Source organism: Bacillus sp. V59.32b, from assembly GCF_003429085.1.
Lineage (GTDB): Bacteria > Bacillota > Bacilli > Bacillales > DSM-1321 > Peribacillus.
Genome location: NZ_QVTC01000034.1, coordinates 17,273 through 41,546 on the forward strand (window position 1 = coordinate 17,273; position 24,274 = coordinate 41,546).

23 protein-coding genes are annotated in these 24,274 nt (G+C 41.5%); 4 read left to right on the top strand and 19 right to left on the bottom strand.

What is annotated here, in order from left to right; all coding sequences use genetic code 11:
- Nucleotides 1-5: 5 nt before the first annotated feature.
- The 3 genes from D0463_RS09075 to D0463_RS09085 all read right to left on the bottom strand — a co-directional run bounded on the left by D0463_RS09075 (nt 6) and on the right by D0463_RS09085 (nt 2,421).
- Nucleotides 6-947 (bottom strand): STAS domain-containing protein, encoded by a 942-nt coding sequence (locus tag D0463_RS09075; RefSeq protein WP_117307084.1) that lies wholly within the window; start codon nt 945-947, stop codon nt 6-8.
- Between the two features lie 306 nt (nt 948-1,253).
- Entirely contained in the window at nt 1,254-1,733 is a 480-nt protein-coding gene (locus D0463_RS09080) for a DinB family protein (protein WP_117307085.1), read from the bottom strand.
- Nucleotides 1,734-2,025: 292 nt separating this feature from the next.
- A complete protein-coding gene (locus tag D0463_RS09085; protein WP_174234306.1) occupies nt 2,026-2,421 on the bottom strand; it encodes a hypothetical protein in 396 nt (131 codons plus the stop codon).
- 184 nt (nt 2,422-2,605) lie between these two features.
- Here D0463_RS09085 and D0463_RS09090 point away from each other — a divergent pair, with 184 nt between their 5' ends.
- Entirely contained in the window at nt 2,606-3,058 is a 453-nt protein-coding gene (locus D0463_RS09090; RefSeq protein WP_301950637.1) for a YndM family protein, read from the top strand.
- A gap of 113 nt (nt 3,059-3,171) precedes the next feature.
- On the opposite strand, the gene D0463_RS09095 is transcribed toward D0463_RS09090, so the two are convergent.
- From D0463_RS09095 to fdhF, 9 genes are all read right to left on the bottom strand, one after another.
- On the bottom strand, nt 3,172-3,741 hold the full coding sequence (locus D0463_RS09095; RefSeq protein ID WP_117307087.1) for a uracil-DNA glycosylase: 570 nt from the start codon (nt 3,739-3,741) through the stop codon (nt 3,172-3,174).
- A gap of 167 nt (nt 3,742-3,908) precedes the next feature.
- Nucleotides 3,909-4,556 carry a hypothetical protein gene (locus D0463_RS09100; RefSeq protein WP_117307088.1) on the bottom strand — a complete coding sequence of 216 codons (648 nt, stop codon included), beginning with the start codon at nt 4,554-4,556 and terminating at the stop codon, nt 3,909-3,911.
- 137 nt (nt 4,557-4,693) lie between these two features.
- The gene (locus D0463_RS19590; protein ID WP_174234307.1) at nt 4,694-4,834 is read right to left on the bottom strand and encodes a hypothetical protein; all 141 of its coding nucleotides are present in this window, start codon (nt 4,832-4,834) and stop codon (nt 4,694-4,696) included.
- Between the two features lie 73 nt (nt 4,835-4,907).
- Nucleotides 4,908-5,261 (bottom strand): hypothetical protein, encoded by a 354-nt coding sequence (locus D0463_RS09105; RefSeq protein WP_117307089.1) that lies wholly within the window; start codon nt 5,259-5,261, stop codon nt 4,908-4,910.
- 66 nt (nt 5,262-5,327) lie between these two features.
- Nucleotides 5,328-6,221, bottom strand: a complete 894-nt coding sequence (ligD, locus tag D0463_RS09110) for a non-homologous end-joining DNA ligase (RefSeq protein WP_117307090.1) — start codon at nt 6,219-6,221, stop codon at nt 5,328-5,330.
- 410 nt (nt 6,222-6,631) lie between these two features.
- Nucleotides 6,632-6,757: a hypothetical protein gene (locus D0463_RS20100; protein WP_301950635.1), complete on the bottom strand. Its 126-nt coding sequence runs from the start codon at nt 6,755-6,757 to the stop codon at nt 6,632-6,634.
- A 76-nt stretch (nt 6,758-6,833) separates the two neighbouring features.
- Nucleotides 6,834-7,058, bottom strand: a complete 225-nt coding sequence (locus D0463_RS09115) for a heavy-metal-associated domain-containing protein (RefSeq protein ID WP_160118389.1) — start codon at nt 7,056-7,058, stop codon at nt 6,834-6,836.
- Nucleotides 7,059-7,064: 6 nt separating this feature from the next.
- Complete coding sequence (locus D0463_RS09120) at nt 7,065-7,565, bottom strand: helical membrane plugin domain-containing protein (protein ID WP_117307092.1); 501 nt, start codon at nt 7,563-7,565, stop codon at nt 7,065-7,067.
- Complete coding sequence (fdhF, locus tag D0463_RS09125; RefSeq protein WP_117307093.1) at nt 7,540-10,509, bottom strand: formate dehydrogenase subunit alpha; 2,970 nt, start codon at nt 10,507-10,509, stop codon at nt 7,540-7,542. The genes D0463_RS09120 and fdhF overlap by 26 nt, the downstream gene beginning before the upstream one ends.
- A gap of 190 nt (nt 10,510-10,699) precedes the next feature.
- Here fdhF and D0463_RS09130 point away from each other — a divergent pair, with 190 nt between their 5' ends.
- Entirely contained in the window at nt 10,700-10,969 is a 270-nt protein-coding gene (locus D0463_RS09130) for a hypothetical protein (RefSeq protein ID WP_254052754.1), read from the top strand.
- Between the two features lie 207 nt (nt 10,970-11,176).
- Here the strand turns inward: D0463_RS09130 and D0463_RS09135 are convergent, their stop codons facing one another.
- On the bottom strand, nt 11,177-11,932 hold the full coding sequence (locus D0463_RS09135) for an NRDE family protein (protein ID WP_117307094.1): 756 nt from the start codon (nt 11,930-11,932) through the stop codon (nt 11,177-11,179).
- Between the two features lie 154 nt (nt 11,933-12,086).
- On the opposite strand from D0463_RS09135, the gene D0463_RS09140 reads away from it, so the two are divergent.
- Nucleotides 12,087-12,341 (top strand): DUF2533 family protein, encoded by a 255-nt coding sequence (locus D0463_RS09140; RefSeq protein ID WP_117307095.1) that lies wholly within the window; start codon nt 12,087-12,089, stop codon nt 12,339-12,341.
- Nucleotides 12,342-12,425: 84 nt separating this feature from the next.
- Nucleotides 12,426-13,187: a hypothetical protein gene (locus D0463_RS09145; RefSeq protein ID WP_117307096.1), complete on the top strand. Its 762-nt coding sequence runs from the start codon at nt 12,426-12,428 to the stop codon at nt 13,185-13,187.
- 68 nt (nt 13,188-13,255) lie between these two features.
- On the opposite strand, the gene D0463_RS09150 is transcribed toward D0463_RS09145, so the two are convergent.
- From D0463_RS09150 to D0463_RS09175, 6 genes are all read right to left on the bottom strand, one after another.
- Nucleotides 13,256-17,608, bottom strand: a complete 4,353-nt coding sequence (locus tag D0463_RS09150; RefSeq protein WP_117307097.1) for an alpha-amylase family glycosyl hydrolase — start codon at nt 17,606-17,608, stop codon at nt 13,256-13,258.
- A gap of 331 nt (nt 17,609-17,939) precedes the next feature.
- Nucleotides 17,940-20,594: an SH3 domain-containing protein gene (locus D0463_RS09155; protein ID WP_117307098.1), complete on the bottom strand. Its 2,655-nt coding sequence runs from the start codon at nt 20,592-20,594 to the stop codon at nt 17,940-17,942.
- A gap of 155 nt (nt 20,595-20,749) precedes the next feature.
- The gene (locus tag D0463_RS09160; protein ID WP_117307099.1) at nt 20,750-21,088 is read right to left on the bottom strand and encodes a hypothetical protein; all 339 of its coding nucleotides are present in this window, start codon (nt 21,086-21,088) and stop codon (nt 20,750-20,752) included.
- A gap of 1,066 nt (nt 21,089-22,154) precedes the next feature.
- Nucleotides 22,155-22,454 (bottom strand): hypothetical protein, encoded by a 300-nt coding sequence (locus D0463_RS09165; RefSeq protein ID WP_117307100.1) that lies wholly within the window; start codon nt 22,452-22,454, stop codon nt 22,155-22,157.
- Between the two features lie 234 nt (nt 22,455-22,688).
- The gene (locus D0463_RS09170) at nt 22,689-23,330 is read right to left on the bottom strand and encodes an NAD(P)-dependent oxidoreductase (RefSeq protein WP_117307101.1); all 642 of its coding nucleotides are present in this window, start codon (nt 23,328-23,330) and stop codon (nt 22,689-22,691) included.
- A gap of 26 nt (nt 23,331-23,356) precedes the next feature.
- Nucleotides 23,357-24,223, bottom strand: a complete 867-nt coding sequence (locus D0463_RS09175; RefSeq protein ID WP_117307102.1) for a VOC family protein — start codon at nt 24,221-24,223, stop codon at nt 23,357-23,359.
- Nucleotides 24,224-24,274 lie beyond the last annotated feature (51 nt).

Consider the following 24,274-nt stretch of genomic DNA (forward strand, 5'->3'; position numbering starts at 1 on the left):
ACTTCTTAACTTTTCATGGATTTTGTAATTTCAAGACCTTCAATAAAGAGTGTGTATTGTAAGGCATGTTGCAGAGTACTAAAACATTTATAATTGCCTAAATCCATCCCGGACCTGACTATTCCGCTGCTTATGTCCGGTGAGATGCCAACGAGAAATGTTTCTGCTCCCAGCAGCTTAACCGAATTTGTAATGTTGTGGATGACGGACGGTGTAAATTCATCAAGCTCTTTAACAGCGGTCAAATCAAGAAGCAAATAGCTTGCTCCATATTGGACAACACCTTGTAGAATCTTTTCATTCAGTTCACTGGCATAGGGATCTTCAAATTTGCCAAACAAAGGGATTACGATCGTATTGTTTAATACTGGAATAACTGGTGAAGATAGCTCCCTTATTACATTCTTTAAATCTAAGCTTCTTTGTTCTACAATGTTTTCTAAATGTTGTATTTTCTCTTGTTCTTTTTGTTTTAAAAATGTTTTCAGGTCATTGATTACAACGTTTTCGGAAGGAGAAATCTTAATAAGCAAGCAATCTGCTCCTTCTTTCGTATGTTCATACCACATGTCTTCGCGAAAAAGTATACTAAATAACCCTGCAAGATAGCTAGAGATAAAGCACTTAGCGGGCGTAAGACCTTGATTGCTGTCATTTGCTTTTGTAAGCTTCAATAACACGATTTTGCTATCCCGTGCTAAGTCGGTTATTTCCGCTGTCCCCCACCCTCCCTTTAAATTTAAAGAGGAGAGCACTTTTATAAAATCTGACTTATTAGCATTCATATTTATTTTTTCAGCTTCCGATTTCCCAGTACGATAACCGAGTTTTTCAATAATAGCCGTTGACTCCGATGAATCGGCAATTTCTTCAATAATTTCAATGAAGCTTTTTACGAGAGTTTCATTTGAGAATATTGTGACATTCTGGTTAGATGAATCAGACATATTGCCAACTCCTTTTTTCAGTTAACGGGAAAACCCTACCCATAAATCTTTGTTGAATATTAAAAGTTTGGATTGTTGCTATTCCTTTAGTATAAATAATAAAGAGAGATATTTACATAATTTTCTTTCCATTTCGACAAATTTCTAGTGCTTGTAGCATATTATTAATTGGTCTACTTTAAGAAATCGGTCACGCCGTAAAATTGCAAAAAGACCACTAAGTGGGCCTTTGAAAATAATAAAGATAGGTTGTTTTGTGTTCTTAGTACATGGTAATTGCTGTGTGTTATTAACCACAAAAAACCATTAGAATTCAAACTTTCTTTTGGCCGCCCATGATCCTTGGAGCTTCCTAATTTGAATGATTTGCCCTGTATGGTAAGCGTCATGTCTGATTACACCCATAATTGCTTTTGCAAGCCTTTCAAAATCGTCTTCTTGTAAACTAGTAATCGCCTGCTTTATACCTGCATGAATTTCATCTACTTTTTTTACTATTTGTTCCCATGCCTGATCATCCTCCGAATTTCCCTCTTTGAATGTGAGGTCGTTCTCACTCTCTTTATTAAAATCATTCATTCTGCACTCTAATTGGCAAAGAAGCCGTTCTTCAAAATAGAGCATATGATTTACCGTTTCCCAGATGCTATTGACCGATTCCCCTGCCGGTTTCCAAGTAGCCTCTTTGGCATTCAAGCCTTTAAGGGCAGTTTTTAGAGGTGGATACCAATCCTCCTCGTAATATGAGAAATTATGCTCGTTTGTTAAGAGCTGAATGTTTGACATATAGTCTCCTTTCATAATTAAAAAGATTCCATTTGAAGATTTTTCCCAAATTCTCCTGTGTGTTACGTCATAATTGAAGGGCCTATTGAAAAAATGTATTTCTGAATAAGCCCTGATATGCCCTGTTTTTATTTGTACCTGAGGGGAATTAATCTATTTAAAATTATAGCACCATGACACTTTTATATTTTTTTCTTATTCTAAAGATAAATCTATCAACTGTAAAACCCAGCAATAAAAAAGAGCCCATTTAGGCTCTGTATAAATAGAATGTTACAAAAACAAGATTGCTTCATTCTACATTTTTTACGTAAATGGCCTGCGAGGAATTTGTGATGATACAATCTTCTAAATCCTTAGTATTCAATAATCCTAGATTTAAAGCGGATTTGATCTTTACCTCATCCGGCTTTTTTTGAATAAGCTCATTCATATTTAACTCTTCCAGCCTTTTCACTGTTAAATCTTGCTCGAATTTTTCAGTTGTTCTTATTTGTCTTTGCAATTTATAATCACTGATGGTAATTTCTCCTTTAACATTCTGGCCAACTGACACGTCAAAGTAATTATTAAACACTTTCTTCAGTTGATCCAATTGAGCTTCAATTTCTTTTTTCTTGCGATTCAATTCTACGTATTGAGCTAGCATCTCTTTTGTAATCAAGAATTCAATATCTTTTTTCACCATACCGCCTCATTCCCCCCAATAGATATTTAATCATATTGTGAAGACGGCTTAGATATTACTCTAACTTAATAAGTCCTTAAACTTTTTTCTTTTATCATTTAGCAAATCCCCAGTTTTCCTTTAAATTAATATCATGAATTATCTACCATGCACTAGGAAAAAATACAATAGGAGGTGATTTTCACTGCGACACTTACGAACGATAATGGTTAAGTTTGTTTCTACTCTGGCTCTATTATATATTGTCCTGGGCCTTGCATTTGGAATGTCATTGACAAGTGTTGTTCTCATTGCTGTTACTTTGAATGTAGTCGAATATATTATTGGGGACTTGATCATCTTGCCAAGAACTAATAATTATATAGCTACGCTAGCTGATTTTAGTATATCGCTGATAATCATATGGTCATTGGTTTCGGGTATGACTACAGTCGGAAATCCGATTTATATCACCTTTATTGCCGCTACAGTGATAGCGATGTTTGAGTATTTGTATCACAGATATGTTGCAAGGAACACTTTTCCGAGACGGTTTAGGCCGCGATGGCTGCAGGGAGTCCAGTATCAAACGGAAACAGCAGAAGAGATTTATCCCTTTACTCCCCAAGAAGAAAATAAAGATAAAGAAAACTCGTAGATTAACGAGCCCTAAGGCGGAGATTAGACGTAGTTCACTATGCAGAAAGGAAAGTTTATACGGTTCCTTTCTGCTAAAAAACAAACCTATTTTTGGGGTTTGTTTTTTTAAGGTTAATGGTGATAACGCTCGGCAACCTGCAACCAATCTTGTTTAAATAATGGCCATAAATTAGGGCGACGTCTAACCGCCAAGGGATGGTAAGCTACGGCTGTCTGGAATCCCTGAACATCATACCAGGAACCGCGTAAGGATTTTACATCGGCGCTCTCGTCTTTAAAGAAGGATTGAACCGCTACGTTGCCCAAGCAGAGAATGAGCTTGGGGGTTTTTTCTTTGAGCTGTTCGGTCAGATGCATCATGCAGGTTTCTCGTACGCTCTTTTTGTCGTAAGCTTTTACCGGCCTTCTCTTCAATATATATGTAACATACAAATCATTCACGTCTAAACCGACTTCATTGGCAGCTTGTTGTAACGTTTGTCTCGTGCCGCAAACAATCGGGCTTCCTTCTCGGTCCTCACGGGCTCCAGGGTTATCAAGAATAATCATGATCGGTGCATCCGGATTTCCTTCGCCCCAGATCATCCGTGATCCCTGCTCGTAAAGACCACATTCGCGGCAGGATAAATGCTTCACTGGAGTTGGTTCTTCCGGCCATATGACCGGACAAAAATCTGTCATTGTTTTCACCTTTATCGGTTATTGTTAGGAACCTGCTATTTATTGTATCCGCTTATGCTTTATTAATGTTAAGATTTTGGATTTCACTGAAGTTATCTATAATTTCATTAGCAATAAGCAAATGAATAGAAGAACCGCCCAAAATTTTGGACGGCTTTTTGAAAAACTCATTGAATATTCATTTCACTCATTGAATCCATATGGCTGGCGATCATCGCTATAATCGTGCTCGCTTCTTCTTTACTAAAAATGAAGTTGGTTTCGTCTTTTATCAAGTCTTCATCATCCGTCCAAATCCGGTTGATACGCTTGAGCACGCCATCACCAGTTTCCTGAATGACCCCGAATTGATACGTAACCTCTACTTCATTTTCTTCTAAATAAGCTGTTACTTCAGGGGTTTCCCATTCTACCTCGATCTCTTCTAGAAGCTGAATATCTCCGCTCTCATCCAGATCATGTAAATCCTCTTCATCCACATATACCTCTTCGTTCAGTCCATCACCGTTTACATAGTCATGTAAGTTTTCATGGACTGCATCAACGATATCCTCTATATCAGATAGGACTATCTTGCTAACGTGACCAAGATCGGGTTCAAAAGATTCCATATAGAATTCTTCATTATGCGGGTCAAAAAATAAGGTGGTAAAATACTCTCGTTCATCCTCTTCCCCTTCTGTGAAGAATTCGATTCTCGGATGTTTAGCGCCCCGTTCGATCAACATTCCACCGGTTTGGTCGTATTTTTCACAGATGGATTCAAGGCTATCCTGTAATTCCCCGCTTACTCTGTCAAACCATTCTAAAGACATGCACGCATCTCATCCTTTCAAGGTTATCGCCTTTATTATTACCCTTCAGGAGGCATACGTCCCGTTCCATTTGGTGGTAACTTTGTTACTATAGAAAAATAAAGCAACGCCTAAGAATGAAAAAGGTGATTGGCCATTTAAAAAAATGTCTTTATTATTTCTTCATGATGATCACATGTCATGCAGCGATATTCGATCTCTAACGCGTCTTCTCTCGCAAAATGAATCGTCTCTTTCTTACATTTTTCACAAAACTTATTTACCTGTGCTTCGACCATTAACAGCGACTCCTTTAATTCAGGTTTTTCATATTTTACCCATATGAAATAGAAACTCATGAATCCAGCCCATTTATTTATTTAATTTTCGTTTAAAGATAAATTCCTGCGTCTGTTCGTCGTCATGGTGCTTTATTAAATAGGTCGCTACCAGTTCCCAGCCGTAAGCACCTATTTTATTCAATTCATGTTCGGATGGGTCAATAGCTTTGATATACTCCCATTGAATTTCGCTTATTTTAAGGTTTCTCAGTCTGATTAGTTCATTTTTGTTCCGTGTCTCTTGTTCCTTTTTACTTTGTGTCTTTCTCTCCTTCATTTGCTTTTCAAACAGCAATTTTTTTGGCTTAGCACATTTTGGGCAAGTATTATCGATAAAAGTCACTAATCTTTTGCAATGAAAACAAACATTCGTCTCATTATCCATTTCCATCACCTCTTATGAAAAAGATATTCCAGAGGCTTATACAATAAGTCCTTTACCATTATGTTTTTAATGTTTCTTTATAAATAAAAGGATTTCATCAAAGGTTTGAGGTGTCTTATTTGTAGTGATTACAGAAAACAGATCGCCTTTTTCGCGGATTCGTTCGCTTATATTTAATATCGAGAAGTCAGTCGGGCGGAAGCCTACTTGCACCTCCTCCCATGTGACAGGTGTGGTAACTGTGGCCTGTGGTTTTCCTCTTGGCGAATATACGGCTGGCATTGTTCTGCCTTTCCACAGTTGTAAGTAGTCAAAATAAACCTTGTTTTCCCTTTTTTTAACAGCTCTTTCTAACGTTAAAGCACTAGGCATCTTCTCAACTAGATATTCAGCGATAAATTTATTTATTATTCTTGTTTCTTCAAATGAATACAGCGGGGCAATAGGAACGAAAATTTGCATACCGGTTGAACCTGACGTCCTGGGAACAGAAGTGAGACCCAGGGATGCTAGTACATCCTTCAGTTTCAGTGCGATCTCTAATACAAGATCGAAATGTTCATCATCAGGAGGATCTAAATCGAACACCATTTCCAATGGATAATTTTGTTTTTTATAGGTATCAAACGGAACATGAAATTCTAATGCACCATAGTTTGCTGCCCATACCAATGTCGCTTTATCATTTAATAACATCCGCTGCTTTTCTTTATAAAACGTATGGCTAACCCAATCTGGCGCACTGCTTGGAAGGGAGCGTTTTTCAATTCTCTTCCCATCGATGCCATGGGGATAGATCCAGATCATTGATAGCCTGTTTTTTGCATGCTCGAGCAGAAAAGGAGCAACATTCAGCAAATATTGTATGTAGTCGATTTTATTAATACCTGCTTCTTCCCAAATCATTATGTCTGGCTTGTTTATCCTTATCTTTTTTCCTTCAATGATTAATTCTTCCATCTTGCAGGGGCCCCTTCCTTCCTCTAGTTTCAGTTGAATGCGCTAAAAATATGTAGCATAGGAACTTTGTAACTGCCAGTATATAGAGAATCATTCCAAAGAAAAAAAGCATGTATTTCTGCATGCTTTCTCCCTTCAATTCTTACTTAGTTTCCAGCAGTGCTGCCGGTTTTTAGTGAGTTGCTTACCCTTATGTTTTCAAGTGTAATCTCAGAAAACTACACAAGTTAAGAGGCTCTTCGCGTCTTATGGTCGAATATGTTAAATAAACTATTTCTAATGTGGGTTCGCGATTCAATTATACGGGAGGATTCCCGTATTATTGGCTCCTCTTAACTGGTCTGATGCATAATAATAGCGCTACTTGTAGAATTAGAAATGACGCTACTATATCAATTCAATTCTAAGGTTTACTCTAATGGCTCTAAATACCTGTCACTTTGGCAGGTTTCACAAATATGCAAATGAGAGATGCCGACTAATTCGTCACTACTTTCCATTTCTTCTTCACTGCCGCATACTTCACATTTTCTCATAAATCAACCTCCTCGTTTCAAATCAAAGCGCTTCATTAAAATGTGCAGACGGTGATGTTCTCTTTGATAAGACCGCTTATTGTTCGATTGAACTGGTAATGACTTCATAGCCTGTATCAAGAAGTGCACGCTCAAAATCTTGTAACGAGGCCATTCGATTATCATAAGTAAAGGTTGCTTGATTACGCTTTAGGTCCACTTCTGCCCTTCCAATCCCCCACACATCCTGCAGGGCATTCAGCACTTTATCAGCGTCATCCTGGTGTTGCATACTTTTAACGACAACAACCGCTTCTTCCAATACCATTCATCCTTTCTGTTTCTCTCTGTTCTCTAAGAATACTTCACCCATTCCTTCGAGAAAATCAACCATGGTTGTCATAGCAGCTCTGATTTCCGGACTTCGCAGCCGCCTTCTCATTGTCCAAATCGTTTGTTTCTTCCCTTTTTCCCCCGTTTTGGAGAGACGTTTTAAACCATTTCCGAGTCCGTCTAGAATCGTATTCAGCTGGTCGGGCTGAAGGGTTCCGAGAAACCCGACAGCGCCCATTCCGTTTTTAATGACATTGTGCATGCCAGGCTGGTTAATTTGTTGAATGGCAATTGCTGCAACCTCTGTGCGTTGGTCTAAAAGAGCATGGGCCGTTTCCAGTACTCTCATGTCATTAAGCCCTTTTAAAATGGCAAGGCTTTTCATAATCGCTTCCCGGTTTTCCGCTAATTCCTTTAAAATATCTGCTACTGCTTCAGCCTGTTCTTCCTGTTGATTAGGTACTTCTTTATTAATTCGCCTGATCGCTTTCGCCATACTCATCCCCCCTTATCTCAAACAGTTCATCGATCTGTTTAAAATCTTCCCGTTTCCATTTTTCTTCGACTCTGACACTGATTTGCGGAATCCGGTTTCCAAAGCGGTGATTCTCCTTTGGAAGCGGCCGCTCCCCTTCACTTTCGATCACTTCCAGCTTCACGCTCATCTCTTTATAGCTTGGTGTATGGGTAATCAGATCGTGGTAGCTGCTTGTCAGGCTGTTTACTGCCTCAATATCCCTTCTCGAATTCATTGGGAGGTAAAGCTCGTTGCCTTTGACTCGGTCTGTCACAAGCACGCGCACCTCAACGTAACCATATGGGGACGTCAACCCGACGAGCGCCCCATCTTCGAGATTCCGTTCTTTCGCTAGCTGTAATGAAACCTCAAGCCACGGATTAGGCACCTTATGTGTAAGCCCTTCTGATTTGTATGTCATATTTCCTTCATGGAAATGCTCAAGCAGGCGTCCATTGTTCAAATGCAAGTCGTATTCTTCTCCGACTTCTACCGGAGGGGTCCAGTCAACCGGGACAAGCTTTGCTTTACCATCTGCAAAAGCGAATTTTTCCGTATAAAGCAGGGGCGTATCCTGGCCATCTGGTTCAACCGGCCAGACAAGACTGTTCCAGCCGTCCAAACGATCGTAGCTGACACCGGCGAAAAGCGGGGCAAGGCTCGCCGCTTCATCCATAATTTCAGAGGGATGCTGATAATTCCAATTCGCTCCAAGGCGGTTGGCGATAAGCTGAAAGATTTCCCAATCTGGTTTTGAATCGCCCAGCGGTTCAAACACTTTATGGAATCGTTGGATTCTGCGTTCGGTATTTACGAATGTTCCATCTTTTTCAAGGCTCGGCGCCGCCGGCAATACCACGTCGGCAAACTGGGCGGTCCTGCTGAAGAAAATATCCTGGACCACAAAGAAATCGAGCTTTTCGAAGGCATCATGAACATGATTGATATTGGAGTCGACGATCGCCATTTCTTCGCCGAATAAGTACATTGCTTTTATATTTCCTTTATGGATGCCTTCGACCATCTGATGGTTGTTATAGCCGGGTTCTTCTGGAAGGGATACGCCCCAAGCTTTTTCATAGCGCTCCCGCACGCGCGGATCCTGTACGGCTTCATAACCTGGGAACCAGGCAGGCATTGTCCCAAAATCACAGGCGCCCTGGACATTATTATGGCCTCTTAGCGGATAGGCGCCGGTACCTGTCCGGCCATAATTTCCGGTAATCAGCAAAAGGTTGGAGATGGCAGTACTCGTATCTGTCGCGCCTGAATGCTGGGTAACACCCATTGCCCACAAAATACACGTACCCTTTGAATCATGAATCATCGTCGCTATCGTAATTAATTCTTCGCTCGTGAGCCCGGTTTTCTCCTCAGCATATTCGAGGGTGAACTTTTCAAGGTTTTTGGAGAATTCCGCAAACCCGTTGACGCGGCTCTCTATAAACTGCTGATCCTGCCAGCCCTGGTCCAGGATATATTTTGTGATTGCATTGAGCCAAATAAGGTCGGTGCTTGGCTTCGGATGAATCAATACATCCGCACGCTGGGCCAGTTCATGCTCCCTTATGTCCGCAACAATAAGCTTTTGTCCATGTAATTTATGGGCCCTCTTTACACGGGTGGCCAAGACGGGATGAGACTCCGCAGGATTTGCGCCGACAACGATCACGAGGTCTGCTGCCATAATATCCTCCATCGTCCCTGAATCTCCTCCGAGCCCAACCGTTCTTAAAAGCGCTGCTGTAGCAGGGGATTGGCAATACCGGGAGCAATTGTCTACATTGTTTGATTCCATAATGCTTCTGGCGAACTTCTGGAATAAAAAGTTCTCTTCATTCGAGCACTTGGACGAGGCAATGTAGCCGATGGACTGCGGCCCGTGTTCTTCTTTAACTTTGCCAAGCTTGCTTGCAATTAAATCAAGCGCTTCGTCCCAGGTCGCTTCGACAAATTCATCGCCCTGACGAATTAACGGCTTCGTCAACCGCTCCTCACTGTTCACAAAATCCCAGCCCCATTTTCCTTTTACACAGGTGGAAATTCCATTGACCGGAGCTTCATGTGTCGGCTGAATTCTCAAGATATCACGGTCTTTTGTCCACACTTCAAAGCTGCAACCGACTCCGCAATAGGTACAAACCGTTTTGGTACGTTTAATTTTTGCCTTTCTCATGGAAGCCTCTACCTCGGAGATGGCGAAAATTTCCTTGTAACCAGGTTCCACTTCCTTCGTTAAATCGATCATCGGAGCGAGTATCTTTGGAGGAATGCCTGTTAGAAAACCAGCTTCGCCAAGCATCGATTTTTCCATTAATGCATTACAGGGGCATACATTCACACAATGTCCGCAAGAAACACAGGATGACTCATCAATCGGAACATCATTATCCCAAATAACCCGCGGTACCTCTCGATTCCAGTCAATCGTAAGTGTTTCATTGACCTGCAAATCCTGGCATGCTTCGACACATCTACCGCAAAGGATGCACTGATCCGGTTCGTAGCGGTAAAAAGGATGGGAATTATCCGGCGGATATGGCTTTGCTTCAAACGGATAGGCCTGATGTTCAAGTTCCATGTATTCTACAGTGTTATGTACCGTACAATTTCCATTATTGTTATCACAGACGGTACAATACAGCTCATGGTTTTTCAGTATGCGCGACATCGCTTCGTATTGTGCGTCCTTTACAGTCTCGGAAGCAATGTCAACCATCATCCCTTCCTCAACCTTTGTGGCACAGGCACGCACCATCTGGCCATTCGCATTGACAAAACAAGTATCACAGGTTTGGATTGTCCCGAGATCGGGGTGGTAACAAATACTTGGGACGAACAAATCCTCCGATTTGGCCACATCCAGAATGGTCTGGCCATGCTCTGCCTGATATTTTTTTCCGTTGATTTCAATCGAAAACATTACTGTGCTGCCTCCTTTTACATATAAAGTATGAAAGGTAATTTCCCGCCATCTTTCTAGCATTGCCCATAATAAAAACAACAATAATAAAAAATCCAGAAAATGCTTCCTTTTTACATAGGTATAACTTTTACTATTAAGAGAGAAATTATTAGACATAGATTACTTTTTTGCGGAGAAGTGAATGTTAATGGATAAAAAAATGGAGGGAGCTGAAATGTTGGATAAAGAAGTATTGTTTCAAAGAATAGCAACCATGATTATGTCTTCATCAAAGTCGCCTAAATATATGTCTATTTCAACAGTAAAAGTCGCTGATATTTTTGGAGTTCGACCAAGCGAAATTAAAGAAGGCTTAGAGGAATTGGTGGATACTGGTCGTTTGTTAAAAATGAAAATGCAGGAGCCTCCCGAGAACGAAATATATCAACTGCCTGGAGTAACTACAAATCGCATCTAAAGAAAACTCGCCGATTGGCGAGCCTGAAAGGCGAAGTCAGAGGCGTAGTTAGGCCCACACTGTGGGTCACACAGGCGAAGAGATAAGATGTGGCGCAGTTAGTACGTGTTCTCCTTTATGTAGATAAGAAAGTTTATACTTTCCTATCTGCCATTAAAAAAACATATGCAGATCGCATATGTTCACTCTTTCAAGTCACTTTTGATGTCATAACTTAATGATAAATTCCTGGTCGTTCACACCTTGCTTCCTGTAGACTCGTTCCATATAGAAAATTTCTTCGTCTGTCATCATTGAAACAGTCGAGCTGCGCGTACCATAGCCTTTACTTTTGATGAACAAGGGTGAAAGAATCCTCTCCCACTCCATGGAAACTCCTGTGTTTGGGAGGATTTCGTCCGGGGCTGTATCATTGTGTTGGAGAAGTGCAAAAAGCTGCTCATCCATCGCCTCGCTATCTTGGCTAATGATGGTCGCTAAGCCTTCTTTGCCAAGTTTCACCTTTGGCCAGTCGGTATTTAATAAATGATTGCTGACCCCATAGATTCCTGGCTCTAACTTATGAAGTGTATCCTCAACATTTGAATAGTGATAAAGCTCATTAGCATCCCCCGCTAACATGTTATAGCCTGGGTACGCATCTCGGTGCGCTGCTATTTTTTGCATATAATCTAAGGTTTGAGTAGATCCTTTCAGGAAATCTGCTACTAACTCTCCGCGTGAACGTTTTCCTTCTGTAATCTCCTTTGGATCCCGATAATTCGTCAACGCCGCAAAACGGCCGCTTGTTGACACTCCCATCCATGTTCCCATTTTTTCTAAATCCCGGCCTGCGAGTATATGGGGCTGATCCTCCCAGAAATGAGCCGGAGCAGTCGCCCGCCCGTAGAATTCATCCCGATTGGCGGCAACGATTAGCTTATACGTTGGATGTGTTTTATAAGCAAATAGGATTAAACACACGGTTTATCACAACTTTTCATTTAAATTTATTCTAGTATTATTCTACCTCAATTATTGAAGTTATGTATCATGCACAGGCTTTTCCTCTTAACGAAGTGAAGATAAACTGGTAAGATGTTTAAATAAGATTTGCTATAAATTTAGGAGTGACAATATGAGCGTACATAAAGACCTTGCCATGCATGCGAAGAAACAGAATGAGATTTACAATCAATTTTCGGCTTTAGATCAGGAACGTGAATCCTATATTGAGGAAGCGGTGTCCTTGTGTAAACAAGGCCGTCCTTTTACGATCGAAAAAATAAATAAAGTGACGGACATGATCAACCGTCTGCCAAGACTAAGGGTTATCCCCGATCGTAAAAATGTAACAGATGAAATGATCGAGGACTATGTAAAGACATTATAAATACTGATGGAAGCTGTGAAGCCTTTTAGATCACAGCTTTTCTTGATTTTGCATCCTTTAATAACTGGCTCGGAAGCCAAACCTATGACATACCAAGACTTCCGGATAGAAGATTTTTTAGTATCAATCGCCGGGCTGCCTTACAATACAAACCTAACTAAACAACAGCTGCTGTCAAAACAATTTTTGATCGAACAGCACGGGGATTTGGCGATGTATTTTTCGCCACATAATGAGTATGTGAACCGGGAGGCCAGGATCGTAATCGTCGGAATCACACCAGGATGGACGCAAATGAAAACGGCTTTTAAACAGGTCATTGAAAGTATGCGCAGAGGAGAATCTCCGGAAACGCTATTTAAAGAAGCGAAAACAGCGGCGAGCTTTTCGGGTGCGATGAGAACCCACTTAATTTCCATGTTAAATGAAAGCGGGGTGGCAAGAGCGTTACAGCTTGTAAACGCTGAAGCCTTGTTTCATGAAGAAAGAGATCTATTGCATACTACATCGATTATGAAATATCCCGTCTTTTATCATGATAAAAATTATACCGGCCACCGGCCTAAAATAGACCAATCCTCACTCTTGCGCCATTATGCCTATGAGGTTTTTCCAAAAGAAATCGAAGAGCTTCATCACAGCCCGCTCATCATTCCATTAGGAAAATCGGTTGAACAAGTTATCCGTAAGCTAATGGATGATAAAAAGCTCTCAGGGCTAACTTGCCTGTTTGGTTTCCCCCATCCTTCCGGTGCGAATGGTCATCGGAAACAGCAATTTTCAAACCAATTAGGCTCTTTGAAATCAATCATTGATAAATGGGCACAAACTACTTCTCTTCCATAAAGAAAACACCTGCAATGAATTCGTTGGTTTTACGAATCAATACAGGTGTTTTTCTTCGCCATCGATAACTATTCCTTAATAATTGCCAGTTTAATATCCTTTGTATTTTTGCTAATGGCACCGCCGTCATTTTTGAAGATCGTCGTTTTATTTTCTTCGGAAGGTTCGATATGAATGTTTAATTCATTATTACCATTTTTCAATGGTATGGCATGCGTGAAGGACATATCTTCATTCACCTTTACACTCTCTCCGTTAATGGTTAGTACTCCTTCTTTAATCGCATTTCCTTTTAATAAAATCGTATCTGTTGTAACGGTTTGCCCGTCATTATGAGAGGTAATCATGATAGGCTGATCCATCCAGCGGAGGATGTTATCCTGAATGACCATTTTATTGCCGCCCTGATTGGATACGACGATACTCATATCGGTACCCTGTGCACCATACCCGTAATAGCTGATATCATCATCAATCGGGTTGCTTGGTGTATGGTCAGCCAGCCCTTCTTTATCCCAAGAACCGTCTTTTACATATTTGTAGGTTAGCACTTCACCTTCCTGGGCCTCGATCGTATATTCATAATCATTGGTGACGGCACCGTTTCTTGTCATTTCCCAGGCTCCGGTATTCCAGCCGTTTTTGCTGCCTGGTATGGTGATCTTTGCACCCTGAGGCGTATAGTCTGGTGCATGTACCTTGAATGTTACTTCAACCGTTACCAAATCAGGCATAATACTTACCTTGTTGGAAGGAACGTAATTGCCAAATTGATCATAAACGAGCACTTCATAAACATATGTCTGTCCGTTTGTAACATTCATATCCTTGTAGCTTGATTGTGTGCTGGTAAACAATCTTTCAATCATTTTTCCATCTCGAACAATCGCGATCATGTATGGATCGGTTGCTTCTTGCATCTTCCAGGTAAGGTTGACCTGGCCGGATTCCTGAGATGGCTGTTTTAGCGTTACACTTTCTGCAGGCGGGCTTGTGTCCTCGCCTTTTGAATAAGTAACGGTCTGCGTGTCACTTACTGCCCAATTCCGTCCAAGATCAGTAGAAAACACATATTTATATTGATAGTCGCCCGCTGTTAACGGCAAGAAAGCTGATGTAAAAACATTATACTTCCCATTTTGGTCTGTATATTGCGCAGGATAAACGGACCAATCTGTTTCCCCTGGCGATTTAACATGAAGCTGTGCAATAAGACCTTCCGCCAAGCTGCTATCAGTTTCTCCATCGATAAAGATTTCTCCATTTACGTTTTGTTGTTGGGACAAGTCTATTGCTCCGTTTATAAGCGTGGAGACGTTTTGAATATCATAGTTGCCGTTTATGAGTTTAACATGGGGAATCGCCGCTTTTTCGATTTCTGTTATTGTCGATTCATTATTGCTTTTATCTACTGCGGTTACCGCAAAATAGTATTTGCGGCCATTGTCTAACTTATCGATCGTCACATTGTTTTTCGTAGTGGTTCCTACTTGTTTATACAATGCACCGCTTATCGTCGTTTGATAGACATTATATGATTTGGCATCGCCTTTCCATTGCAGCTTGACGGTATGGGTTCCTTCTTGGGCTGAAAGTTGTTTCACCGCTGAAGGTCGTTTCAGATTTTGCCCTTTTTCGGAAACGAGCATCCGCCCGCTCATTGCCGGGACTGTGATTTTTAATTTGCCGTTTTCTGTTTTGACTTTGTATTTTTTGTTAAGCTGATCCTTAAAGTTAACGTCATTCACTAAAAGATCTTTCGTATCCAGCTCAATCGTTTGGTCGTTGTTTCCGCGGTTGGTTGCTATAATGGCAGCGTTCTTTTTATCGGTGCGTGCATAGATCATTACATCCTCTTTGCTATAAAGGGTTTTTAGATCTCCGTAGGCAAATAGATTACTGTGCTCCTTTCTGACCTTTCCTACGATTTGATAGTGTTTGATTAAAGCTTGATTTTCCTTACCCCAAGGGTATGTGCGACGATCATCCGGGTCTTTAGAGCCCGTTGCCCCGGCTTCATCTCCATAGTAGATAGTTGGCGCACCTGGGTAACCCATTTGAAGAATGGCTGCTAGCTTCAAACGTTTAATACCCAATTCGTGGTCGTATTTGCTGTCATGCTCTGCCCGTTCATAGGAATCGGTTCCGTTACCTAATATGAATGTGGCACGCGGTGTATCATGCGAACCCATTAAGTTCATGAGGGCGTGGAACGATTCTGCCGGGTAGTCTTCCTGCACGGAATGAAGTGCATCAGAGGCTCCTTGGACATTGCCGTTTTTTAAATAATCGATCATCGCTCCGCGGAATCGGTAGTTCATCACCGAGTCATAAAGGTCACCAAGAAAATACTCAGAAGCATCATCCCAAATTTCACCAAGAATCAACGGGTCATCCTTTTTGCCTTTCTTCAGCTCTTTACGGAACTCTCGCCAAAATTCAGGATCGACTTCATTGGCTACATCCAATCTCCAGCCGGATGCACCACGCTTTAACCAGCTTTTTGCTGCCGAATCGTCCTCATACATAATATAATCCGCGAAAGGTCGGTTATTTAACTCGGAATCATAATCTACTGCTTTACCAGGGATGGACTTGATCTCCGGCAGGGAATCATATCCCCACCAGGCTTGATATTTATATACACCATTCACCTTTTCGTTTTCGATATTGAACCAGGTGTGGAATCCATATGGACTAAATTGCTGTCCCAGGTTCTTGAGATCTTCCTCTACTTGCAGTTTGGCTTCTTTCTCGGACGTTCCTTGGTTTACGAGGTCATAAACGCGTGACCAATATTCGTAAGCTCCGACCGTTTTATATTTACCGTAGCGGTCGAAATAAATCGAATCGTCCCCTACATGATTGAATACTCCATCCAATATTAAGTGCATGCCGCGTTTCTTTAATTCTTGAGTAAATTCTTTAAACTCCCCCGGCGAACCGAACATCGGATCCATCGCCTTATAATCGGACGCATCATATTTATGATTAGAAGCGGCATGGCTGATAGGGTTCAGATAGAGCGTATTGACACCAAGGGATTCAATATAATCCAGCTTATTCTGAATACCGGCAATATCTCCACCATAAAAATCGTTGCTCCAAATGCCATCTCCATCATATTCCTCTCTATCTATTAGGCGGGGGTTATCAGGCAGCTCATTCCAGTCTTGGTACTCGATCGGTTCAGGTCCTCGGGCCGTATTTTTTGCTTTGTCGTTGTTTTTGTTTCCATTAAAAAATCTATCGGGGAAGATTTGATAGACGACGGCTTCTTTCATCCAGTCCGGTGTTTTATATCGTGGATCGTAAACGGTCATCTGGAAGAGACCGGCGTTTGAATCAACCGCTGTTCCTGTGTTTCCTTCCTGGGTATCTTCGCCATATTCTTTCATATGGTCTCCGTCACGAGCAATGAATTTATATCCATAAACCCCTTTTTCCTCAGGCGTTACACTAGCTTCCCAAAACTCAACATCGGAACCATCAAGATTAGTCCAGCCGCTGTAATCCATATCAATCGATTGCGTGTTCCCTGTGTTATAGTTTTTAAGCTGAACTTTAGCGGCTGACAAGTCTCCCTTTTTCGCTCGAAGCCGCAGTTTTACTTTGTCTCCTGACTTTACCGCACCGAATGGAGAGCGATAGAGCTTGTCCCATGTGTTGTGATAGAGTTTATCTCCTTGCACCGAACCATCAGGCAATCCGGCATCATAATCAGTGGATACCGCTTTTGTGCCATGATGATAAAAAAAGGTGATTTCCGTATTTTTTAAGACATTTAATATAAAGTTTTCTTGAGGATAAGCCGGCTTTTCCCAGCTGTTTCCGAGCACAATTTTAAATTCGTGTTTTCCTTTTGGCACTTCCACCTTGTAAGTATAGATATTATCGTCATCATCATCGCTCAAAATTGCAGTAGATTCTTCAGGAGACCATTCCTGACCGGCCTGGATGTCCGGCTGGATATCACCGACAATACGCGGCAAATCATCTTTAGGAAGCGGCAGAAGTACTGTTACAATATGGGTTGAATCGTCATACATAAAGGTCAAGTTCGTCTCCTTTTCAATGGTTAGTTTATAATTCGCTCCGTTTCTTTCACCATCAGCTCCATAGTTTTCATCCCATGAACCGTTGATGTCAATTTTATATTCGTATGTTCCTGCAGGCAAAGTCCCTGACAATTTATACTTGCCATTTTCCTGCTTCACCATATGTGTGCCAGGGTCTGATGGATCCCAGTCCTTTGCGGCACCAAGCTCGGTTTGCAGGTCACCTACCAATGTGACTGTTTTTTCTTCTGCCTGAACCTTTACTAAACTGGAATTCCCTAGCAACGAAGCTGGTACAAACGCTTGCAAGAACAACAAAACAATTAAAAAGAGTTTTAAAGCTTTGCTATTTTTTCCGCTCATCGTCCCTCTCCCCTTTGAAGTTAGTAGTCAAACCGATTGCACATATTAAAGCGCTTACATTTCTATTATTATTTCATAGCACTTGGGGATCAAAAATAGGTAAAAGGGGGTGATTTTCCAGCAAATTATTATAGTCATACGGATTCGCTTTGATGCTCGCCATGATTTGTACCGACGTCTGAGATGTCAAGATACCGTAAATCAGTTGTAGAGGCAGCTTTCTTATGGTCCTAAAATTTGATTGGAGTCTTCCCTGCTATGTTGGCAAGCAATTCTATTCACAGAGTGCAAAACAACCTGAGTCAAGGGGACCCAGGTTGTTTGGTTTATGTTATTTATATTTAGGAATTTCAAGTGTCATACTGTATGAATTCAAGAGGCTGTATAAATTATAGATCTGTTTCACTTGCTTCGATGCCCAACCGATGTCAGTCGCGTATTGATGGGTAGCATACCCATTTTTAGCGGCTCCGGCGGGATTCCATCTCATTTTGTATAACGTATCTTGTCCAGCATTAATATATCCTTGGGCAATGAATTTCGCCCCGCCAATGATGGCGGCTTCCGGGGTGAACCATCCTGCATTAAAAGCGTATTGCGCTCCACTGCTCACTGCGGAGCCATCATAAGCACCGATTCCGTACATATTATATACGGTCTTGCCGTTTACTTTGACTCCTGTTGCAAGCGTCGAACTGCCATTTCCCGTCTCCAGCAGGGCATGGGAGATGAGGTACATCTCATTGACGCCGTATTTGTCTCCGCCATCCATAAAGGCTGCAGCTTTTCCCTGCAAGATGCCCTTGCCTGCAAGAATTCTTCCATTTACTTCAGAGACGTCCAGATTCGTAGTTTGCGATAATTTCAGAAACTGGAATGAATCGGTTGGTTTATTTACAAAATTATTGGGATTTACATGGTATGTTACATCTTCAGGACTGGCGTTTACCCATGACTTGTTGTAGCTTACTTCGTACCAGAAGTATCCATCCGATCCTTTGACCTTTGATTTGATCGTTAAGGTTTGGTTTTTATTTACCGTGCCTACCGTCCAATAATTTGGTCCGGCACCGCCCCTTACGCGCCAATTGCTGCCTTTTACAGTTCCTTTAGACGAACTGGTCAGAGTTAATGCGTCTTCCCTTATATACGTTCGATAATCATTATCCGTCTGCGCGTTGGCAGCCATCTGAATCGCGGTCATCTCATCTAAAGTCAAGCCATAGCTCTGATAAATTTTGTCAATGCTACCAATCGAATTACCCGGACTTTGCGGTGCTTTTACGGTTAAATAACTGCTGGTTACATACCCGGTTTTTCCATTTGCTGTCACCCTTGCCCAGCCACCTGCTTCTGAGTGGACGGTGACTGCGGAATCTTTCGCAAGCTTGGTCAGAATCGAAGCGGCGGTGCTGGCGGCAGAACGCATGTTTAAACTTGAACCGCTGCTTACGTTGACAAATTTCAAAGTTGTTTGAGGAGCATCATTGCTCGATCCGGTATTTTGTTTGGACGCTTCTGTTCCAGGTTTTGTAGAGGATAGATATTTTGAGCTTACATATCCTTCTTCGCCATAAACTTTAATTTTGGCCCATCCGTTGGACTCAGAATACACGGTGACCTGGACTCCTTTTGCCAGTTTGACCATGATCGACGCATTGGCATCCGGTTTATTCCGCATATTCAAAGAGCCCGAGCTAACATTGACATATTTAGCGACCGTGCTTGGTACAGGTGCTGGTTTGGCAGCAACTGGTTTGGGCGCAGAAAGATACTTTGAGCTGACATACCCGTCCCTGCCATTCGCTTTAACTCTAGCCCAGCCATTAGATTCGGAATAAACGGTGACTTGTGTGCCTTTTGCTAGCTTCGTAATGATGGACTCTCCTGATGATGCACTCTTACGCATATTCAAAGAGCCGGAGCTAACATTGACATATTTAGCTATCGTGCTTGGAATAGGTGCGGGTTTGGCAGCAACGGGTTTAGGTGCAGGTTTTACGACACCAGGTTTAGTTGCAGCAATGTACTTAGAACTGACATACCCTTCTTTACCATTGGCTTTAATTCTCGCCCAGCCGCCCGCTTCAGAATAAACGGAAACTTGTGCTCCTTTTGCTAGTCTTGTGACTATGTTCGAGCTGGTAGAAGCGCTCTTGCGCACATTTAATGTGCCAGAGTTTATATGTATGTATTTCGTTGTGATTTTTGTGTTTGCTGCTGTCCTGCCAGATCCGGGCCTGGTGGCAGAAAGATACTTTGAACTTACATAGCCATTTTTGCCGTTCGCTTTAATTTTGGCCCATCCATTCGATTCAGAATAAACCGTAACTGGTGTACCCTTAGACAGTTTTGCCATGACAGATGCGCGCGTCGACGCACTTTTACGTAAGTTCAAAGAGCCGGAACTTACATTAATATATTTGGTGGAAACTTGAGTTTTGGTTGATGTTGAACCTGGAGGCTTAGCAGAAGTTAGACATTTCGAACTCACATATCCTACTTTGCCGTTCGCTTTAATCCTGGACCAGCCATCGGACCCGGAATATACGGTAACTTGAGTACCTTTCGCTAGCCTTGTAACAAGAGAGGATCTGGTGGATGCGCTCTTTCGTAAATTCAGGCTTGACCCGGCAGTTACATTGACATATTTAGTAGTCGTTTGAGTTTTTGGCGAAATGCCAGAAGGTTTTGTGGGTGTTAGATACTTAGAGCTGACGTACCCATCCTTCCCATTTACTTTAATCCTGGACCAGCCGTTGGACTGTGAGTAGACGGTGACTTGAGTACCTTTTGATAATTTGGCCATGACCGTGGCGCTGGAGGATGCACTTTTACGTAAGTTCAAAGAACCGGAACCTACGTTCACATATTTGATGCTGTCATTCACTTGCTGTCCGGGCAATGGTGCTGCATAGACAGTCTGGTCAAAAGCAGCCGTTGACAATACGGCAAAACACAAACTGGGTATAATTACTTTTTTCATTTCAATCTCCCTTTGAATCTATTTTACTACTAAAAAAAAATATCAAGCTTCAAAAGTAGTAATTTAAAGTTATCCTAACATAACTGTCTTAGCAATTCAAAGGGAGATTGTCATATTTTGTTGAAATTTGTAATAAAATCTTCCGTTACCAGATGTTACTGAACCGATGCAAAAGGCTTCGTGTCTTCTTTTTCCTTCACCTTATCAATTTTATCAACGAACATCTGAAAAACTTTTTTCTTTTCCTCCAGATCTCGAATTTCTTCTTTTAGTTGATTGAATTTTTGTTCGAAGGGCTTATGGTATAGTTCACGGATGTTTCGGATGATTTCATCATTTACGGTTGACTGGACGACCTGTTTCGTAATGCTGAATTTATAGGAATAAACTTGAAGTTCACTTTTTATTTCCTCGTATTCTTTATCTATCTCTTTTAATAAGTCACAAATTTCGTCTTTCCACTCTTCTAAAGACTTTCTAACATGTGCCTCCATGATTCATCTCCCTTTTTCATCTCGATATGTGCCACCAATAAAAAGTTTTTCTCATCATTCTATCAAGCCGTTTTTTCAATTTCTTTTCTTTAAAGTTACATATCAGATACGTTTTATTAAATAGTCATAACAGACGGAATTTCATTCTATTCATTAGGCATATTTACGACTTTTCCTCCGTATACATGTAACAGGGAAACGTAAGTCTTTACTTTCTTGGAGAAGCCGGGGGAATGAACTTCACTAACGTATTGGAGGCGAATGAGAATTAGCCCAGAAGTTATGATTCAGTTCCTCATACTCATAGTGATGATCATCACACTGGCTGCAAAAGAGAAGTAAGACTTGAGTAAGCGAGTGCCTCCTATAAAGGAAGTGCTCGTTTTTTTATCTTCTATCCTCCGTTATGAGAAGTAATGAGGAATAAGGACTTGCTTTGGGCCTTGCTATTAAATACGGTTCGGAGAGGTATTTTTCCTTTGTTTTTACAGATTATTTTTTTAGTGAGTGAATCAATTTCATAATTCCTTTTTATAAAGAAACACAGACCAACAGAATATTAGGTACTCAAAAATTTTCTTAAGTTTGTACCTGTTGAATGGGGCTGTTGATTTCCGCTACAGGCGGACGCTTTCCGCGGGCGGTCCGTGCCCTCCTCGTCGCTTCGCTCCTGCGGGGTCTCACCTGGCCACGCTTTTCCCGCAGGACGTTGAGTGATCATCCTTGAATAGACACCGCACGAGAAAATGCGTAGCATTTGCGAGGAGTCGCCGCCTGCAGTGAAAAGCAACCGGTTTGGAAATCATAGTGAGTACTAACACAGCCTATATTTTGGGGAGGTACTCCTTTTTTTTACGTCTCAGCACCATTGTGGCTCTAAGGGTGAAATTTATGAAATTGATTCGAGTACCTGCTATATATGAATAAAAAAGAGAAACCCATCAAATGCATGAGTTTCTCTAAAAAGATTTTATCCAATCTACAAGTTTCGTTTGCACACAGGCATAGCCTGTGGTTTAAAAACATTAATAATAAAAAAACAGGGCGCCATGCGGCACCCCTTTTTCTAGTCAGTACTATCTTTTGCAACCGAGACAGGTGAACCGGTGGATGTATGTTCAATCATCCATTCGCGGGTAGTATCAGAAACATCCGGCCAGTTTGGGATTTTATCACGATTATCCTGCAGCCAATTCATACAAAATTGCGGATCGATGTTTTCCTGCTCGCATCGTGACAGAAAGGATTGAACGTTCGTTTGATTACAGTTTTGCCAAGTACCGCAGGTTGCCCGCAAAATATCTTCCATTTTATTCACTACAGAAGAATCGGTTGAAAAATCGTTAAATTCATTTTGATTACGCATATGATTTCCCTCCAGATTTGAATTTTGCATCGTTATAAAAGATACATATTCAGTATGTCCAGAGTGATTGAAACCATGTAGCTTATTTCCAATTAGAGGGAGTTCTCTGTCCGTTACCTAAATTAAGAACTAACAGTAGTTTTAATATTCGTATGTTTATCGAACGGGAGACGAGTAACAAAATGGGGAAAAACAAAAAGGCTAAGACAAAATGAAAAGTCTTAGCCCTGCATATTATTCATTTTCAGAAACAACGGTAAAGCGTTCATTTACATGCTGCGGATTTTCGATTTCATCCAGGACTGCAATCGCAAAATCGGCATAGCTTACATAACTTTCCCCTTTGGAGTTCACGAGTAAGTGATCGTTCCCTTTTTGATAAGAACCCGTTCTTTTCCCATCCGGGTCAAGAACGGCAGAGGGGCTTATAAAAGTCCATTTGATGGAGTCCGTCGCCTGTAATATCTCTAGATTTTTTGCCTGGTTTTCAGACGTAGGGATCACGAAATCAGGGAAATCCGGTGTTTCAAATAAACGTGTAGTTTTCGCTTCATCCACATACAGACTGCCTGCGCCGCCTACCACGATCAATCTCGTATCAGGCGCATCCTTTAAAGCGTTAATTAATATATTTCCGGCATCCACATGAAGATGTTCTTCCCCCATGGGAGCGCCGAATGCATTCACGACGACATCAAAATCTGTTAAATCACTGGAGCTAAGATCAAATACGTCCGATTCCAAAACCGATACATTTTGCTCAGTAATCTTAGATGCATTTCGCACAACGGCGGTAACTTCATGTCCTCTCTTCAATGCTTCCTGCATAATTAGGGTTCCTGCTTTACCGCTTGCGCCAATTACACCAATTTTCATGATTTCTCCTCCAGTACTAATTAAATTTATTTATCTCCATAAACCAATAATTGAATATGGTTTCCAGAAGGGTCTTTTGTAAGCGCTGTACCATTTTCTTGCGTCACCCATTCCCCCATTTGCTGAAGCTGTTGAACAGCATTTTGTCTTTCCTCTTCTGTAGGGAGAACTAACGTATACAATTTAAGGCCAACCGTGTTTTGTGTGGGCGCAGGTGCTCCCGCACTATGCCATGTATTCAAGCCGATATGGTGATGATAGCCGCCCGATGATACAAAGCGGGCACTTTGGCCGTATTTACTGTTTACAAGGTCAAAACCTAGTCCTTCACAATAAAATTTCTCCGCTTTATCTAAATCCGATACCTGCAAATGGATATGCCCCATTACCGTACCGCTCGGAAGACCGGTCCAGCTTTCTCCTTTTGCCTCTGCTAGTAAGCCTTCACCGTCTAGTGCTTCTGTTGTCATAACAATTTCCTTATCTTCCCATGTCCATGATTCAGATGGCCGGTCCATGTAAATTTCAATTCCATGACCGTCAGGGTCGGCTAAATAGATCGCTTCGCTGACAAGATGGTCGGAAGCTCCTTGCAGAGGATAGCCTGTTTGCAGTAAGTGAAGAAGCACTTTTGCTAAATCAGAGCGCTCTGGTACTAAAATCGCAAAGTGGTATAAGCCAGTTCTATTGCGTTCTTTAGCCGCAACGTTCTCAGGCTGCTCAATTGTGAGTAATGGCGTTTGGCCATCCGTGGTGAGCACGGCTTTTCCCTCGCTCTGGTGAAGAACTTTCATTCCGATCGTTTCTTGATAGAACGAAAGAGACCGTTTTAAATCTTGAACGATAAGATGAACCGAGCCGACATAAGTAACCGGCTTTTGATGGAATTTCATAACAATACCTCTCTTCTAGTTACTTTATGTAAGTAAGTATATAATTATAAG